Source organism: Nocardia sp. NPDC050408 (genome assembly GCF_044458905.1).
In the GTDB taxonomy this organism is placed as follows: Bacteria; Actinomycetota; Actinomycetes; order Mycobacteriales; family Mycobacteriaceae; genus Nocardia.
Genome location: NZ_JBITIL010000001.1, coordinates 507,943 through 524,030, shown reverse-complemented (window position 1 = coordinate 524,030; position 16,088 = coordinate 507,943). Strand labels below are relative to the sequence as shown.

17 protein-coding genes are annotated in these 16,088 nt (G+C 66.9%); 13 read left to right on the top strand and 4 right to left on the bottom strand.

The features are described from left to right. Entirely contained in the window at positions 1 to 1,677 is a 1,677-nt protein-coding gene (locus tag ACIBJI_RS02225; RefSeq protein WP_364340913.1) for a hypothetical protein, read from the top strand. 65 nt (positions 1,678 to 1,742) lie between these two features. On the opposite strand, the gene ACIBJI_RS02220 is transcribed toward ACIBJI_RS02225, so the two are convergent. Further along, positions 1,743 to 2,990, bottom strand: coding sequence for an FAD-dependent monooxygenase (locus ACIBJI_RS02220; RefSeq protein ID WP_364340911.1), 1,248 nt, complete (start codon positions 2,988 to 2,990; stop codon positions 1,743 to 1,745). Positions 2,991 to 3,067: 77 nt separating this feature from the next. Between ACIBJI_RS02220 and ACIBJI_RS02215 the strand changes: the two genes are divergently transcribed. The 3 genes from ACIBJI_RS02215 to ACIBJI_RS02205 all read left to right on the top strand — a co-directional run bounded on the left by ACIBJI_RS02215 (position 3,068) and on the right by ACIBJI_RS02205 (position 5,863). Then, positions 3,068 to 3,619, top strand: a complete 552-nt coding sequence (locus ACIBJI_RS02215; protein WP_364340909.1) for a TetR/AcrR family transcriptional regulator — start codon at positions 3,068 to 3,070, stop codon at positions 3,617 to 3,619. A 101-nt stretch (positions 3,620 to 3,720) separates the two neighbouring features. Beyond that, complete coding sequence (locus tag ACIBJI_RS02210; protein ID WP_364340907.1) at positions 3,721 to 4,911, top strand: FAD-dependent oxidoreductase; 1,191 nt, start codon at positions 3,721 to 3,723, stop codon at positions 4,909 to 4,911. Positions 4,912 to 4,921: 10 nt separating this feature from the next. Continuing rightward, entirely contained in the window at positions 4,922 to 5,863 is a 942-nt protein-coding gene (locus tag ACIBJI_RS02205; protein ID WP_364340905.1) for a sigma-70 family RNA polymerase sigma factor, read from the top strand. Positions 5,864 to 6,127: 264 nt separating this feature from the next. Here the strand turns inward: ACIBJI_RS02205 and ACIBJI_RS02200 are convergent, their stop codons facing one another. Beyond that, positions 6,128 to 6,811, bottom strand: a complete 684-nt coding sequence (locus ACIBJI_RS02200) for a pyridoxamine 5'-phosphate oxidase family protein (protein ID WP_364340903.1) — start codon at positions 6,809 to 6,811, stop codon at positions 6,128 to 6,130. Between the two features lie 81 nt (positions 6,812 to 6,892). Here ACIBJI_RS02200 and ACIBJI_RS02195 point away from each other — a divergent pair, with 81 nt between their 5' ends. Next, positions 6,893 to 8,290 carry a PLP-dependent aminotransferase family protein gene (locus ACIBJI_RS02195; protein ID WP_364340901.1) on the top strand — a complete coding sequence of 466 codons (1,398 nt, stop codon included), beginning with the start codon at positions 6,893 to 6,895 and terminating at the stop codon, positions 8,288 to 8,290. Between the two features lie 314 nt (positions 8,291 to 8,604). Beyond that, positions 8,605 to 8,910, top strand: a complete 306-nt coding sequence (locus ACIBJI_RS02190; RefSeq protein ID WP_364340899.1) for a hypothetical protein — start codon at positions 8,605 to 8,607, stop codon at positions 8,908 to 8,910. Between the two features lie 134 nt (positions 8,911 to 9,044). Here ACIBJI_RS02190 and ACIBJI_RS02185 read toward each other — a convergent pair whose 3' ends face one another. Continuing rightward, positions 9,045 to 9,356 carry a hypothetical protein gene (locus ACIBJI_RS02185; protein WP_364340897.1) on the bottom strand — a complete coding sequence of 104 codons (312 nt, stop codon included), beginning with the start codon at positions 9,354 to 9,356 and terminating at the stop codon, positions 9,045 to 9,047. A gap of 384 nt (positions 9,357 to 9,740) precedes the next feature. Between ACIBJI_RS02185 and ACIBJI_RS02180 the strand changes: the two genes are divergently transcribed. The 7 genes from ACIBJI_RS02180 to ACIBJI_RS02150 all read left to right on the top strand — a co-directional run bounded on the left by ACIBJI_RS02180 (position 9,741) and on the right by ACIBJI_RS02150 (position 14,807). Then, complete coding sequence (locus ACIBJI_RS02180; RefSeq protein ID WP_397082745.1) at positions 9,741 to 10,625, top strand: helix-turn-helix domain-containing protein; 885 nt, start codon at positions 9,741 to 9,743, stop codon at positions 10,623 to 10,625. Next, complete coding sequence (locus ACIBJI_RS02175; RefSeq protein ID WP_364340893.1) at positions 10,622 to 10,837, top strand: DUF397 domain-containing protein; 216 nt, start codon at positions 10,622 to 10,624, stop codon at positions 10,835 to 10,837. Before ACIBJI_RS02180 ends, ACIBJI_RS02175 begins: the two co-directional genes overlap by 4 nt. Positions 10,838 to 11,057: 220 nt before the next feature. Continuing rightward, positions 11,058 to 11,261, top strand: a complete 204-nt coding sequence (locus tag ACIBJI_RS02170; RefSeq protein WP_364340891.1) for a DUF397 domain-containing protein — start codon at positions 11,058 to 11,060, stop codon at positions 11,259 to 11,261. Continuing rightward, positions 11,258 to 11,464: a DUF397 domain-containing protein gene (locus ACIBJI_RS02165; protein WP_364340889.1), complete on the top strand. Its 207-nt coding sequence runs from the start codon at positions 11,258 to 11,260 to the stop codon at positions 11,462 to 11,464. The genes ACIBJI_RS02170 and ACIBJI_RS02165 overlap by 4 nt, the downstream gene beginning before the upstream one ends. A gap of 150 nt (positions 11,465 to 11,614) precedes the next feature. After that, positions 11,615 to 11,860 carry a DUF2630 family protein gene (locus ACIBJI_RS02160; protein ID WP_364340887.1) on the top strand — a complete coding sequence of 82 codons (246 nt, stop codon included), beginning with the start codon at positions 11,615 to 11,617 and terminating at the stop codon, positions 11,858 to 11,860. Next, entirely contained in the window at positions 11,857 to 13,287 is a 1,431-nt protein-coding gene (locus ACIBJI_RS02155) for an NAD(P)/FAD-dependent oxidoreductase (RefSeq protein WP_364340885.1), read from the top strand. Before ACIBJI_RS02160 ends, ACIBJI_RS02155 begins: the two co-directional genes overlap by 4 nt. Before the next feature lie 14 nt (positions 13,288 to 13,301). Beyond that, the gene (locus ACIBJI_RS02150) at positions 13,302 to 14,807 is read left to right on the top strand and encodes a carboxylesterase/lipase family protein (protein ID WP_396957332.1); all 1,506 of its coding nucleotides are present in this window, start codon (positions 13,302 to 13,304) and stop codon (positions 14,805 to 14,807) included. Position 14,808: 1 nt separating this feature from the next. Here the strand turns inward: ACIBJI_RS02150 and ACIBJI_RS02145 are convergent, their stop codons facing one another. Further along, complete coding sequence (locus ACIBJI_RS02145) at positions 14,809 to 15,678, bottom strand: Fpg/Nei family DNA glycosylase (RefSeq protein ID WP_396957333.1); 870 nt, start codon at positions 15,676 to 15,678, stop codon at positions 14,809 to 14,811. Between the last annotated feature and the right edge of the window lie 410 nt (positions 15,679 to 16,088).

Below are 16,088 nucleotides of genomic sequence, written 5' to 3'. Positions count from 1 at the left end.
ATGGTGCCTGCCCGACGCTCGAGCGTCGTCGACGAGATCTTCCTGCGCACGCATCGCGGGCTGGGCACCCCGATCGCGCTCCAGGGTCTGTGGCGCACCGCCGATCGCGTCGATCCGGAGTTACTGCGGCAGGTACACGCGGCACTGCGGGTCGGACCGTTGGGGCGCAGGGTGATTCGTCCTCGGGTGCCGGGTGCACGTCGTAGTTGGCGAGCGAACATTCGGGCGCATCCGCTCGAGTTCACCGACGGCACGATCGCCGCTGCCGACCTGCTCGATTGGGCCGACGAGCAGGGCGCGGACCTCGATCCCGAATACGGTCCGGGCTGGCGGTTGTCGACCGCAGCCCTGGACGACGGCGGATCGATTGTGTCGCTGACCTGCTCACACGCGCTCGCTGACGGGAGAGCCCTTGTGCTGGCGGTCGATGATGCGCTGGGCGGCTCGGGCTCGACCACATCGCCGGTGCGGGCAATGCGTCCCCCGGATGCCTGGTCACGTATGAATTCGGTGGAATCGACGGTCAGCGAATCGTCCACGGAATCTTCTGCGCCGGAATCAAAACGCTCCGGCGAGAACGACCAGGCGACACCGCCCACACCAGAATCGAACCACCCCCACGAGAACGAACGGTTGACCGGCACCACGCACGACACGGCCAGATCTGTCCCAACAACCGGCAACACGCCGACGGATAGCGATCCGGCCACCGACGAGTCGGCTTATCCGGAGCTGCCCGACCGATCGAATGCGGGCGATTCGATGATGCTGTCGAGAGCCTCGTCGACACCCACCGCGCGGGGAGCAGACCGATCCGATGTAGGCGTGAATGCCTGGCTGGGCCGGGCAGCCCGAGATCCAGTATCGGATTGGTCCGACGCTTGGCGACAGTGGTCGATTGTTGTGCGCGGCACGTTCCGCGCGCTTCGTCACGGGATCCCCGAACGTCCCGCCCGGACGGCATCGACTCGCGAAACTGGGTTGTCGACCCGTGAACGCAGGTCGATCGCCGGACGCGCAAGTGTGGATAGCGCGTCGACCTTCGGCTTCGTACTGCACTGTCCCGCTACGGACTGGGAGTCGGCAGCTGCGGCGCAGGGCGGTACTGCCAACAGTCTCTTCATCACGCTGATCGCGAAGATGTTGTGGGCCAGTGGATTTTCCGGTGCGACGATCGACGCCAGCCTTCCGGTCGACACCCGCGACGAGCCGCGCGTCGACAATGACCTCGCGATGACCGAGATCACCATCGAGCGCGGCGATACTCCGGCCACCATTCGCGAGAAGGCGCGAATCGCCTACGAGCGGCGCATGTCCAGCCCCGGCGGGATGCCGGAGGAACTGCTGCAGGTGATTCCGGACCGCTGGGCCTACGCCTTGTCCAAGGGTGCCGGTGAACGAGACATCCTGTGCTCCAATATCGGAACACTCCCCGACTCCCTGCGCACCCTCGGCCCACACCGCTGCATCGGCGTCGCCGCCCGCGCCATCCACCCAGGCCTCACCGCGGACCGCCTCCCCCGCACCCGACTATCCGGCTATCTCTGCCGCATCGCGGACACCTACACCCTCGCCATCGTCAGCCTCGACCCCGCCCATATCGACACCCCCGAAACCCTGCACACCCTGGCACACGAAACCGCAACCGCCCTCGGCCTCCCGATCACCCGCTGGTGACCGCCGACCCCGTAGTGCCGATCGGTGCGCGCAGGTCCGCAAGCCGGGCTGGCGGTGAGGGCTCCTTACTCCAATCCGAGCCCGCTGCCGAGGCCGACCTGGTCTCCTGATGCGGCGGGCGACGGCGGGTAGTCATCCAGGGTCATCGAGTTGTAGAGGCGTGCGCTCTTGGTGGTGAGGCGGACGAAGGCGCGGCTGGGTCCCGCGGGCAGGGCGGAAATCAGGCGGGCACCTTGGACCAGTCCTGACACGCCGAGTCGGGAGGTGGGGATCAGGGTCTTCGCCGCGTTCAGCGCGACCGCATGGCTGCCGCGCACGTGCTCGGCCATCGCGCGTTCGTAGGCGGGAAAGGCGCGCTCGTGGTCGCCGCCCGCCCGCGCCAGTTCCCCGGCGAGGATGTACGCGCCGACGACGGCCAGGCTGGTGCTGCCGCCTACGGCCGGGCCGGGGCAGTAGCCCGCGTCGCCGACGAGTGTCACCCGCCCCCGCGACCAGGTGTCCATGCGGAGCTGGGTGATCGAGTCGAAGTAGAACGCCGGGGTGCGGTCGAGCTCGTCCAGCCAGCGGTCCACCTCGGCGTGCATGCCATCGAACGCCTTGCGCAGCAAGTCCTTCTGCCGGGGCACGTCACGGTGGTGGTAGTCGAGCTCGCCGCGGAACAGGAACAACGCCCGCGCGTCGCCGAGGTGCCGCGCGGCGTACATGCCGGCAGTACGGCCGACGCCGACGTGGATGCGGAGCTCGCCGTCGACACCGAAGCCGTTGGGCAGGGTCACCACCGCGAGGTAGGCCCCGGTGAAGGTGCTGAAGCGGGACTCGTCGCCGAAGACGAGGCGACGCACGTTGGAGTGCAGCCCGTCGGCGCCGACGACGAGGTCGAAGTGGCGCGGTGCGGCGTTCTCGAATCGCACCTCGCCCTCGGGTGAGATCGCGGTGATCGAGTCGCCGAAGACATACTCGACGTCCTCGCTCGCGGCGTCGTAGTAGATCTCGCTCAACTCGTCACGCATTATCTCGACGTGTCGGTCGGAGGTGGCGCCGAAGATCTTGGACAGGTCCACCCCGACGGGACGCCGTGCGCCCTCCCGGTAGAGGTTCATTCGCTTCGTGCCGGTGGCCCGCTCCTCGACGCGTGGGAGCACGCCCATCTTCTCCGAGATGTCCATCGCGGGCCGGAATAGGTCGACCGCGTGGCCGCCGGTCTTGCGTAGAGCCGGCGCGCGCTCGACAACGGTGACCGAGAAGCCGTGCCTGGTGAGCCAGTACGCCAACACCGGACCGGCGACGCTGGCACCGGAAATGAGAATCCGCATGAGCAAATCTCCTTACTTAACGATAAGTAAGCGTAGCACCGTAACTTACCTATCGTTAAGTAAGATAGGCTCGCGGCATGCCTCGTCCTTCCGACACCAAGCAGCGGATCCAAGAGGTCGCCCGCGAGCTCTTCGCGCAGCAGGGTGTGCATCGGACCGGCCTGCAGGAGATCGCCGACCGGCTGGGCATCACCAAACCGGCGCTCTACTACCACTTCTCCTCACGCGAGGAACTGGTCCGCAGTATCGTGCAGCCGATCATCGACGAGGAAGAGGCGTTCCTGGAGGGGCAGGAGGCGCTGAGCGAGGTCGAACCCCGCGCACTACTCGAGGGCTACTTCGACTTTCACTACCGCCACCGCAAAGACATCGTGCTCATGCTCGCCGAGCTGACCACCCTCGCCGACCTGGGCCTGATCGACCTGGTGCTGGCCTGGCGCGGCCGGCTGGTGAAGCTGTTGTGCGGCCCCGAACCCACACTGGAGCAGGCCACCCGGGCCGTGATCGCCTTCGGCGGCCTCCAGGACTGCACGATCCAGTTCGCCGACGTGCCGAAGGACGAACTCCGTCGGGCAGCCGTGGACGGCGCCTGCGCCACGCTGGGCATCGAGGTGCGGCCCGAAGCCTGACGATGCCCGGCCTCGAGGGTGATCCATGTCACTGGATAGTGCTGTCAGGAGTTCGGGGGCTGTCTCGTTCAGGAAGCACGCGAACCAGACAGGAGCGAACCATGAAGCACCGCATCGTCGTCCTCGGGGCCGGATACGCCGGAGCCTTCTCCGCCGGGTACCTGGCCCGCCAACTCCACCGCGACGACTTCGAGATCACCGTGGTCAACGCCGAACCCGATTTCGTCGAGCGGCTGCGCCTGCATCAGCTCGCCGCCGGACGGGATCTGCGGCACCGGCCGCTGGCGGAGGTCTTCGCGGGCACCGGCATCCGGTTGCGACTGGCGCGGGTAACCAACGTCGACGTCGAGCACCGGACTGTCACAGTCGCCGACGAGAAGGGGATCGACCGGCTCGAATACGACACCCTCCTCTACGCGCTCGGCAGCACCGCCGCCGACCACGGCGTTGCGGGCGTCGACGAGCACGCCTTCCCCGTGGCCGCGCGGCCGTCCGCGCTGCGCCTGCACGCACGCCTGGATGAGCTGGGCGAGGACGGAAACGTGCTGGTAGTCGGGGGCAACCTGACCGCGATCGAGGCCGCCACCGAGATCGCCGAATCCCGTCCAGGACTTCGGGTCAGCCTCGCCACCAGCGGCGAACTAGGCGGCTGGCTGGGCACGAAGGCCCGCCGTCACCTGCTGCGTGCCTTCGACCGGTTCGGGATCACGGTCCATGAGCACACCACCATCGAGTGCGTCGAGGAGGCGGCGGCGCTCGCCGCCGACGGCACCGCTTTCGCCTCCGACGCGACCGTGTGGGCCGCCGGTTTCGCCATCCACCCGATTGCCGCCGCCAGCGGCCTCGCGGTGGCACCCAACGGCCAGATCACGGTCGACCGTCAGATGCGGTCGGTCTCGCACCCGGATGTCTACGTTGCCGGTGACAGCGCCTTCGTCATCGGCGACAACGGTCGGCCGCTGCCGATGTCCTGCGCTTCCGCGGGGTACACCGGCACGCAGGCGACGGCCGCGATCGTCGGGGACCGGACCGGACGCAAGATCAAGGCGACCGCGCTGACATACTTCGGCAACCACATCAGCCTCGGACGCGAGGACGGGATCTTCCAGCTGGTCGACGGTGGCGGTCGGTCGAAGTCCGGGGCCCTGTGCGGACGGTCGGCGGCGCACGTCAAGGCGGCAATCGTGGCAGCCAGCGGCTGGGCCATCAGCCACCCGACCTTCGGAAGGCCGACTCACAAGTACCGCTTGGCCACCACCCGACAGCAATCGGCCGACGTGGTCGCCGCATAAAGTCGCGCTCATGGACACTGCCACCGTGGCGCGTTTCGAGGCCAGCCGGAATCGGCTGGCCTCGCTCGCCTACCGTCTGCTCGGCTCGGCCGCCGACGCCGAGGACACGGTGCAGGACGCGTTCCTGCGGTGGCAGGCCGCCGACCGGGAGTACGTCGAGGTGCCCGAGGCATGGCTGACCAAGATCGTCACCAACCTGGCGCTCGACCGGCTCCGTTCGGCGAAGGTGCGGCGCGAACGCGCGGTCGGCGCCTGGATGCCCGAACCGCTCCTCGACGGCGACCCGATGCTCGGCCCGGCCGATACCGTCGAGCAGCGCGAATCGGTGACCCTGGCGGTGCTGACGCTCATGGAGCGTCTGTCACCGGTGGAACGGGCTGTTTACGTGCTGCGCGAGGCCTTTGCGTACAGCCACGCCGAGATAGCCGAGATTCTCGGCATCACCGAGTCCGGGAGTCAGCAACACGCCCACCGAGCCCGGCGTCGAATCGCCGCCGCCGGCAACGGCACTGACATCGACCATGCCTCCGCGCGTCGAATTGTCGAGGCATTCGTCGATGCCGCCTCCTCGGGCCGGACCGAACGGCTGGTCGCGCTGCTGACCGACGATGCGACCGGTATTTCCGACAGCGCCGGGCTGGGGCTGGCCGGGAAGCTGATCCGGTACGCGACCCCGGAACGGATCGCCAGCGCCGTGCGGGCCGGTTTCAAACCGTCTGCGGCCAAGCGGCGACTCGCCGGTGGCTCGCCCTCGATCCATGCCGTCGTGGTCAACGGCTGCCCGGCCATGCTCGCCACGCTCGACGACCGGGTCGCGGGCGTCGTGGTCCTGGAGATCCGTGACGACAAGATCGCAGGTGTGCGCGGCATCGCCGCCCCGGACCGTCTCGGTCGCCTCACCGCGGAATGGCAGCGGCGCGAGCATGCTGCACCACTGATCGAATCGTGGTAACTGGCCGTCCGACAGTCGATCTCGGTTCGACTGTCAATTCTCGTCGAACTATTCGGCGAGCACCACGGCTTGGCCGTGGGTGGCGGTGAGCAGGGTGACGTGGTCCTCGCGCCAGTTCGCGGAGGTGACCAATCGAGGCCAGGGCTGTGTGGCGTTTGCCTCGGTTGTCGAGTCCGTACATCTGCCGGTCGAGCCATATGCCGAGTACGGGCGTCGGCATGCCGAATCGACTGAGTGCGTGCCGATTTCAGTGGACAGGTTGGGTCAACGGACGGGGACCGAGGCCATATCGGTTCGATCGAGTACTTCCTGTGGTACCTCGATGCCCGGCTCTAGATCGTCCGAGGGGATCGGGGCGTCCCAGACCTGACGCAAGGGCAGCACGCCTGCCCAGACGCCGCCGGTTTCGATATCGGCGGCGTCGTCCTTGGGGCCACCGGTTCGGACCTTCACCGATGCCTCGGTCAGGTCGAGGGCGAGGACCATGGTGGCGGCCATTTCCTTTTTGTTCGGCTGCCGTACGCGATCCCACGCACCTGGTGCGGAGTGTTCGACGATGACCCGCAGCGCGCGCATGCGCTCATCGGGGTCGGTGAGTTCGACGGCGCGGCCGCGCACCACTGCCGAGCGGAAGTTGGCGGAGAAGTGCATGGCCGAGCGGGCGTAGACGATGCCATCGACCAGGGTGACGGCGATGGAGATATCGCCGGTCAGCGCCGCACGCAGGTTTCCGGCACCGGTCGAGCCGTGCAGGTACAGCGTGTCGCCGTCGCGGCCGTAGACGGTCGGGAGCACCACCGGACTGCCGTCGAGCAGCACGCCGAGGTGGCACACGAGTCCGGCGTCGAGGACCGCATCCAATTCGGCTCGGTCGGTCCGGCCACGCTCCTTGGAACGTGTCAGGGTGGTACGTGAGGTAGGCGAAAGCGGCGGCCGAGAGTTCGTCATACCTCTAGCCTGGAGGCAAAAGTGGCATTCTGAAATAGCCAATTCATGGAAATTCGAAGAGTCCAATTCGGGAGGTGCGCGATGCTGGATGAACTTCCGCTCGTCCTCGACCGCGATGCTGAGCAGCCATTATCGGTTCAGGTCGCGGAAGGCCTGCGCGCCGCGGCGAGCAACGGACTCCTTCGTGCCGACGATCGACTCCCCTCGTCGCGAGCGCTGGCCCAGCGCCTCGGCGTGAGTCGCACGGTGGTCGCCGCGGCCTACGACCAACTGCACGCCGAGGGCTGGATCGCGGGCCGCCGCGGCTCGGGCACCTACCTGACGACCTCCCCTGCCGAACCGCCCGCACGACCGAGTACACACAGCACCGCCGAGCACGCGCCGGATCTGCTCGATCTCGGCCCCGGCGCGCCCTGCATCGAGGCCCTCGACCAGGCAGCCTGGCGACGTGCCTGGCGCGCGGCCGCAGACGAACCGCCCATCATCCGCAAGGACCGCGGCGGCGAACCGGAATACCGCGCGGCAGTCGCCGAACACCTGCTGCGCCACCGCGGGCTCGGTGCGGGCAGCAAGTCCGTGGTGCTCGCTACGGCCGGAACCAGTTCGGCCGTTGGCGAACTCGCGGCCGCCTTGCTCCGCCCCGGCGACGCCATTGCCATGGAAGACCCGGGCTACCAGCGGGCCGCAGGCGCGTTCGTAGCGGCCGGTGTCCGGGTACTACCGGTGCCGATCGATGCCGACGGCCTGCGCGTCGACCGACTGCCGCACGGCATCAAGGCGGTGTATTGCACTCCTGCACATCAATTTCCACTCGGCACCCGTATGCAAGCGGCACGTCGCGTGCAACTCGTCGAATTCGCCAGGCGCGCGGGCTTACTCATCATCGAGGACGACTACGACGGCGAATTACGCTACGACACTGCCCCTTTGCCGCTGCTGGCCGCGATGGCTCCGGACGTCGTCATCCATCTCGGCACAACGAGCAAGATCCTCTCGCCGACGTTGGGCATCGGCTGGCTCGTAGCGGCCCCGGATATCACCGAAGCCGTTGTCGCGCACCGTGAACGAACCGGCACCAGCCCGAGTCCGGCGGGCCAGCGCGTACTCGCCGAATTCGCCCGCCACGGCGATCTCGCCCGCCACCTGCGCCGACTACGCCGCGCGGTCCCCCCACGTCGAGCCCTGGTCGTGGACGAGCTGCGCCGCCGTGGACTCGAAGTACTCGGCGACGACGCGGGTTCACACGTGGTGGTGCCACTGGATTCAGGCGAAGCCGAACAGCTTGCCGTGGCAGCGGGCCGAACGCGCGGTGTGGCGATGGATGGACTGTCCCGTCATCACCTTGTGGCACAACAACATCCACTCGCAGCAGCAGTTGGTCCGCACACCTTCGGCATCGCGCTGGGCTACACAGCACTGAACTGGGCTGAGCTGCGTACCGCGATTCCGATTGCCGGAGACTGCCTTACACAGCCCTAGCACCTTGCCCCGCGGGGGCATACCCGGCCATCCGGTCTGCCCGTCCTCGGCACGAACCCCAGCAGTCACCGCCGGGTGTCTCCACCCCGAACCCGGGACCGTTCACCGTACGAGCCGTCCGCCGCAGGGTTGCGCGACGGCCTGATTGCGTTCGCGACCGTGCGAGCCGAGTCGACGGCCGCACTCGAGCAGGCACGGCGCGAAGCCGCCGAACGCCTGGCCGCACTGGACGACGCCCGCGGCCAAGCCCTGCGCCCTGCTGGCGCCGCGCACCGATTCGCGCGCCGCGCACCGTATCTCCCGCGAACTCGTGCGTGGCGTGCGAAAAGGTGCGCGGCGCCGAGACGATCGCCGCCATGGACGGCGCGGTGCTGGTGTACGGCGCGGAGGGTTGGCCCCGCGCACCGATTCGCGCGCCGCGCACGGTATCTCCCGCGAACTCGTGCGTGGCGCGCGAAAAGGTGCGCGGCGCCGAGACGATCGCCGCCACCGACGGCGCGGTGCTGGTGTACGGCGCGGAGGGTTGGGACCATGCCAGCTGGGCGATCTGCGCGTGGTTACGTTTCCCCATGGTCGTCGGGCCATCCGTCTGCGGCGACCGCGAGAACCTTGCCGTCTGATGTGTGGAGTTTCGGTGCGCTGTCCGTCGGGGCCAGTTCGAGCTTTCGCGGCGTGTCATTGTGGAATACCGCGAGGAGATCCCTAACCGAGGGCGCTATCTCGCCACGCCACGGTCGAAGTTCGAACACGGCGATCACATCCCCGACCGCGAGGCCGGACCGTTCGCCATGTTCAGCAGGACGGCCCAGTACTCCTCGCGGACCGCGTCCCACAAATCGCCGTGCTGGGGCAGCAACTCCCGGGCGTCGACCAGATCGGGATCCGCGTCGAAGATGATTGTTCCGGGCTGCACACCCGGCAGCGGCGTTCGCGACGGCATGCGATACGCGGTGAACGCCTCGCCGGTGAGCTGAACACGCAGTATGCGGGCAGCACGGTTGACCAGTTGCCACACCGCAACCTTCCCCGCCGGTATCTGCGTGGTACGCAACAGATTCGGGTTCATCGCCACCTCACACCCGATGTCGCTGCGCCACTGGGCCGTTCGGGAGGAGCCCACATCAGGAGGGCTTCGAGGTAGCGCTCGAGCACCTCGGTCGGCACATCGCAGTAGACCGTGGGCTGTGGCCCTTGAAACTTGGCTCGCTTCGGAAGATCTCGGCTCGGCATGTACCGACCTCCGTGCATCGATGGTTGTTTGGGTGCGCCCGGCTCTGAAACCCCTGACGGGGGAACGCGATTCGTCTCGCGGGGCACCCGATTAGCACACCACCAACCCGGCGTAATGACATTGTCATTACGACAATCCCGCGAAACTTGGGTCAAACCCCACGACAGATGCCATTCTGGCTGGCGATTACTGCCATTTCGAGAGTGCCGAGGAGCTGACGTGACCACAGATCCACCCCGAGCCTCACTTCCACGCCGCCAGTTGGGGCGCTTCATCCGCAGGCAACGCGAGGAGAACACCTCGCTTACGCAGGCGGAAGTGGCGAGTCAGATGCAGTGGAGCCACAGCAAGTATTCACGCCTCGAACGCGGCGAACCCGGCAAGGTTCTGGACCGCGATCTGACCGCACTCGGCGAGGTCCTAGAAATCACCGAGGACAAAGTCGCCGCGATGATCGATCTGGCGCATCAGGTCGCCGAGAAGACTTGGTACAACACCTTCAATGACTTGATCCGCCAGAACCTTGACGTGTACATGCGGCTGGAAACAGACGCACACGCGATGGAGATCTTTCGGCCCGACCTGGTGCCAGGCCTGTTTCAGACGGCTGACTATGCCCGTGCACTCAATCGGATCTACTTCCCCAAGGACTCCGAAGAGGAGCAGGATCGTCGAATCGAGCTGAAGTTGCAGCGCCAGAAGATCATTACGCGCAAGAAGTCCCCGGTCAGTGTCGACTTGGTACTGCATGAGTCGGCGGTGCACTCGATGGTCGGCAACGAAGCGGTCATGGCGGCCCAGCTACGGCATCTCGCCGATCTCAGCACCAGGCCGAACATCTCGATCCGCATACTTCCGTTCAAGGCAGGATTCCCACTCGGGATGGCGGTAGGTCCGTTCGTAATTTTGGACTTCAAGCCGGATGTAAAGGGCGTAGCCGATCCGACTGTGATTTATGTCGAGAACTTCACCGGTGATGCGTACCTTGAAGGAGAGTCGGACGTCGACAAGTACCGTAAGGCGTTCGCGATGATCCAGCACGCTGCGCTGGACGTGGTGGCCAGCAGGGCCCTGCTGCGGCAGGTGGCAAGAAGGGATTCGTGAAAGTGGACATCAACCGCCTGGCGGGGGCTAAGTGGTTCAAGAGCACCCGCAGTGCCGGGAACTCGGAGTGCGTCGAGGTCGCATTCCTCGATGAAGGCACGGTCGGGCTTCGGGATTCGAAGAACCCAGCTGGCCCCGTACTTGTCTTCACACCCGGTGAATGGGACGCCTTCACAGCAGGCGTCTCCGACGGCGAGTTCGACCCCGCGTAGTCCCGCGAGAACTAGAGCATCAGGCCCGGTCCGCAGCATTCGGATCGGGCCTTTTTCGTGCCCGCAGAACCCGTCGCTCGCGAGCCGATCGGGGATATGTACCTTGAGAAGGAAGTGGACCTAACGGCGTACCGTGAGGCATCTGCAACGATCCAGCACGCCGCGTTGGACGCTGTGGCAAGTAGAAGTATGTTGCGGCAGCTAGCGAAGGAGTTTTCGGGTGATCGTTTATTTGTCCGATGCGCGCTGGTTCAAGAGCACTCGTAGCGCGGGAGGCCAAGAGTGCGTCGAGGTCGCATTCCTCGACGGCGGCCAGGTCGGTGTCCGCGACTCCAAGAATCCGACCGGCCCGGCGCTAGTCTTCAGCCCTTCCGAGTGGGATGCGTTCACCGCTGGCGTGCACGATGGCGAATTCAACCGGTGAGTGCCGACCTGTCTGGAGCGCTCTGGTTCAAGAGCACCTATAGCGCGGGAGGAAGCGACTGCGTCGAAGTCGCGCATCTCGACGGCGGGTTGGTCGGAGTCCGCGACTCCAAGAACCCCGCTGGCCCCGCACTCGTCTTCACCCCCGGCGAATGGGATGCCTTCACCGCAGGCGTTTCCGACGGCGAGTTCGACCGCGCATAGTCGCGCGAGAACTAGAGCATCAGGCCCGGTCCGCAGCATTCGGATCGGGCCTTTTTCGTGCCCGCAGAACCAGCCGTTCCGGAGCCGATCGGGCCCGGGTCGATTCCCGAAGGACCGTGACCGCGCCGACGCGGTCGTAGCATGGTCCCCATGACCGAACAGGACATCCTGGCGCGTATCAAGAATCTGGTCGATCGTGAGCACGAGTTGCGGTCCAAGGCGACGGCCGGTGCTGTCGATCCGGTAAAGGAGCGGCAGCAACTCGCCGAACTCGAGGTAATGCTCGATCAAGCCTGGGATCTGCTGCGCCAGCGCCGGGCGCGCATCGACGCCGGTGCCACGCCCGAGGAGGCGCAGGAGAACCCGGCCCGTCAGGTCGAGGGTTATCTGCAGTGACCGCGGATTCCGCCGCCGAATACGACGTCATCGTGATCGGTGGTGGGCCGGCGGGCGAGAACGCCGCCGCCTACGCCATCGCGGACAGCGAGCGCACGGCCGTGATCGTAGAGCGGGAACTGATCGGCGGTGAATGTTCGTATTGGGCGTGCATGCCGAGCAAGGCGCTGCTGCGACCGGCCCATGTGCTCTCCGGGGCCAAGGCCATGGCCGGAATCACCGCGAGCGGGCTCGATGTCGACGCGGTGTTGAAGCGGCGCGATGCCTTCACGCACAAGCACGACGACAGCTCGCAGGTCGACTGGGCCACCGATAATCGCATCGAGGTGGTCCGCGGAACGGGACGGCTCGCGGGCGAGCGACTGGTCGAGGTCGACGGCCGCCGGCTGCGCGCCCGCCACGCGGTGGTGCTGGCCACCGGCACCAAGGCCGCGGTTCCCGATGTGCCCGGATTGCGCGATGCGCTGCCATGGATTTCCCGAGATGTGACCAATCTGCACGAGGTTCCGCGCCGCGTGGTGATCATCGGCGGCGGTGTGGTCGCGTGTGAGGCGGCCACCTGGCTCGCCGCGCTGGGCGCGAGTGAGATCACGATGCTGGTTCGCGGCAATGCGTTGCTGGGCAATGCCGAACCGTTCGCGGGGGAACGTGTGGCCGCGGCGCTGTCCGATGCCGGTGTGCGGGTTCGATTCGGCACCCAACCCACACGGGTGACGCGCGCCGACGCGAAGGACTCCGGCGAGGGCTGGATTCACGGCGGTGTGGTGACCGTCGAGATCGGCGATAGCGAGATCGAGGCCGACGAGATCGTGGTCGCTGCCGGACGCGGACCGGCGACGGCGGAACTCGGTGTGGGCTCGGTCGGGCTCGCGGACGGCTATGTCGAGGTGGACGACCGATTGACGGTGCGCGGTGTCGACGGTGACTGGCTGTATGCGGTCGGCGATGTGAATCACCGTGCCGCGCTTACGCATATGGGTAAATACCAGGCCAGAGTGTGTGGTGATGTCATTGCCGCGCGGGCCGAGGGGCGTCCGCTTGCGGATGGGCGATATGCGGCGACCGCCGATCACGGGCAGGTGCCGCAGGTGGTATTCACCGCACCGGAAGTCGCGTCCGTCGGACAGACCGAGGCGGCGGCGCGTAAAGCGGGCTATGCGGTCGAAACCGTGGAACTCGATATCGCGGTCGCCGGATCGTCGCTGGCACGTGACGATTACGCGGGACGCGCGAAAATCGTCATCGATACCGCGACCGACACGCTGCTCGGGGCCACTTTCGTCGGACCGGAGGTGGGCGAGCTGATCCACGCGGCGACCGTTGCCGTGGTCGGCAAGGTCCCGTTGGCGACGCTGTGGCATGCAGTGCCGGCCTATCCGACGGTGAGCGAGCTCTGGTTGCGTCTGTTGGAGGCCCGCCGCTCGTAGTTACCATCGGAAAGATGTCCGAAATCACGACCGCCGACGGAGTTGTCCGCGGTTACCGCGGCCGTCATGTACTGCGCTGGCGCTCCCTGCCCTATGCCGCGCCACCGGTCGGCGACCTGCGATTTCGAGCGCCGCAGCCGGTGGCGCCGTGGGCTGGTGTGCGCGAGGCCACCGCATTCGGGTTCGCCGCGATGCAGCATCGCTCCGGTGCCAGGATCGGTCCGCGCCGGTATCAACCGACCAGCGAAGACGCCCTGACACTCAATGTCGTCGCACCGATCGAACCATCCTCGACACCCCGGCCGGTGCTGGTCTTCATCCACGGCGGCGGATATCTGATCGGCACCTCGGCGCTCGGTCTGTATTCCGGTGCCCGACTGGCGGTCGGCGGCGATGTGATCGTGGTGTCGCTGAACTACCGGCTCGGCGCCTTCGGCTACGTCGATTTCGGTGAATTCAGCACGCCCGAACGACCTTTCGACAGCAACCTGGGCCTGCGCGATCAGGTCGCGGCGCTGGAGTGGGTGCAGCGCAATATCGCCGCATTCGGCGGAGATCCCGGCAATGTCACCATTTTCGGCGAATCCGCCGGTGCTCATGCGGTGCTCGCGCTGCTGGCCACGCCCGCGGCCAAGGGACTGTTCCATCGCGGCATCGCACAGAGTCCGCCCGCCGATTGGGGTATGAGTGCCGAGGACGGTCGCGCGTTCGCCCGGCGATGTATAGACGCCCTCGGCGCTACACCCGATACCGCCGCGAAGACGCTGATCACGGTCGGTGCCAACGACATTCGGCGCGCGGTCGACAAGACCAGCGATAAAGTGCTGCGGGAGCGCCCGGGACTGTTCCCGATCGCGCCCGTCGTGGACGGCGAATATCTGCGGCAGTCCCCGATCGATGCGATTACCAGCGGTGCCGCACACCAGGTTCCGCTCATCATCGGCACCAACCGCGACGAGGGCACATTGTTCGCGAAGTTCGCCGATGAACTGCCGACCACCCCGGATCGCCTACATGCCCTGCTCACCCGAGACGGCGGCGCGGAACTCGAATCCCGGGTCATCGCGGCCTATCCCGGCTATCCGGATGCGAAGGTCGCCGTTCGTGCCGGTGGTGATTACGTGTTCTGGCGGCCATCGGTAACCGTCGCGGCGGGGCACAGTCGCTACGCACCCACCTATTCCTACCGTTACGACTTCGCCCCGCGCGCACTGCGTCTCGCGGGGGTCGGCGCGACCCATGCCACGGAGCTGATCCCGGTCTTCGGTGCGGCCAATTCGCCGATCGGCCGGACCTTCACCGCGGCGGGCGGGCGCCGTGGGATGCTGTCGGTCACCCGGCAGTTCCAGGACAATTGGCTCGCATTCGCGCGGACCGGGCGACCACTCCCCTCGTGGCCCGCCTATACCGAGGACCGGCGCACCACGCTGATCATCGACGAGATCACCCGGTTGGAGAACGATCCGGACCAGGCCAAACGTATTGCCTGGCAGGGAATCCGGGTACCGACTTTGATCTGACCTACTTCAGCAGGCGTGACATGCGGCGGTCGGCGAGTACCTTCCCGCCGGTCTGGCAGGTCGGGCAGTACTGGAACGAGCGCTCGGCGTAGGAGACCTCGCGGACGGTGTCGCCACAGACCGGGCACGGTAGTCCGGTGCGGGCGTGTACCCGCATGCCGGAACGTTTTTCGCCCTTCAGGCGAGCGGCGTCCTGGCCGACAGAGCGCTGTACCGCATCGGCCAGCACCGAGCGCATGGCGTCGTACAGCACCGAAATGGTCTCAGCCGACATGGTTTTGGTACTGGCGAAGGGTGAGATCTTGGCGGTGTGCAGGATCTCGTCGGAGTAGGCATTCCCGATTCCGGCCAGCAGCGACTGGTCGACGATCGCGGTCTTGACGCGCTGTGATGCGCCGTGCAGGATCTCGGCGAATTGCTCCTCGGTCACCTCGAGTGCATCCGGACCGAGGCGCCCGATGCCGGGCACGAGTTTCGGATCGTCGACGATGTACGCCGCGAGCCGTTTCTTGGTGCCCGCCTCGGTCAGGTCGAATGCGGGCGTCATGCCTTCGGGGGTGAAGAAGTGCACCCGCAGCGCGAGCGGGCTCTTGCCGCCCGGTTTGGGTGGTGTCTGGCTGGGCTCATCGATCCACCGCAACCACCCGCCGCGCGACAGATGGGTGATCAACCAGAGCCCGTCGCACTCCATCCCCAGAAATTTCCCCCACCGCCCCGCCCCGGTCACATCTCGACCGGACAGCGCCGTAACCGGCGGATCGAACGTCTTGACCGCACTCAAGGCCGCCACATCGACACGCCCCACCACGGCGCCGACCGCGTGCTCCCGCAGGAACTGCGCCAACGCCTCCACTTCCGGTAGCTCAGGCACGACCCTCAGGCTACCCGGCCCCACTGACATCGGCGCAGTTCAGGATCAAGATCAGGTGGATATGGCGGCGCGGGCGACTCGGGCGATGGCACGCCATCTGATCTTGATCGCCGGGCACTCGACGCCGAGCGGCGAGCAGTCCGGCACCCCTGGGCCGGCACACCGGGGCGACGCGCGTGGGCCGACGCGCGACAGCAGGCGGCCCGCAGCAGGGCAGCTCGCCCGGGCAGGAGTGGAGGCGCTTGTGCCGCGTCCAGATAGCTTGTGAGGTATCGAGATCCGTTGAGCGCAGTCACATGGCGGTGCCGCGGGGCGCATGATGCGGCGTTTCGACTGCGCTCGGCGAGCTGGCCGGACCTGACAGCGCGGCAACCTATCTGGGCGGGGCGGGCTAGGCGGCGGGGGCGAAG

Coding starts and splice junctions, on each gene's coding strand:
- ACIBJI_RS02225 (WP_364340913.1), top strand. CDS start 1: ATGGTGCCTGCCCGACGCTCGAGCGTCGTCGACGAGATCTTCCTGCGC.
- ACIBJI_RS02220 (WP_364340911.1), bottom strand. CDS start 2,990: ATGCGGATTCTCATTTCCGGTGCCAGCGTCGCCGGTCCGGTGTTGGCG.
- ACIBJI_RS02215 (WP_364340909.1), top strand. CDS start 3,068: ATGCCTCGTCCTTCCGACACCAAGCAGCGGATCCAAGAGGTCGCCCGC.
- ACIBJI_RS02210 (WP_364340907.1), top strand. CDS start 3,721: ATGAAGCACCGCATCGTCGTCCTCGGGGCCGGATACGCCGGAGCCTTC.
- ACIBJI_RS02205 (WP_364340905.1), top strand. CDS start 4,922: ATGGACACTGCCACCGTGGCGCGTTTCGAGGCCAGCCGGAATCGGCTG.
- ACIBJI_RS02200 (WP_364340903.1), bottom strand. CDS start 6,811: ATGACGAACTCTCGGCCGCCGCTTTCGCCTACCTCACGTACCACCCTG.
- ACIBJI_RS02195 (WP_364340901.1), top strand. CDS start 6,893: ATGCTGGATGAACTTCCGCTCGTCCTCGACCGCGATGCTGAGCAGCCA.
- ACIBJI_RS02185 (WP_364340897.1), bottom strand. CDS start 9,356: ATGAACCCGAATCTGTTGCGTACCACGCAGATACCGGCGGGGAAGGTT.
- ACIBJI_RS02160 (WP_364340887.1), top strand. CDS start 11,615: ATGACCGAACAGGACATCCTGGCGCGTATCAAGAATCTGGTCGATCGT.
- ACIBJI_RS02150 (WP_396957332.1), top strand. CDS start 13,302: ATGTCCGAAATCACGACCGCCGACGGAGTTGTCCGCGGTTACCGCGGC.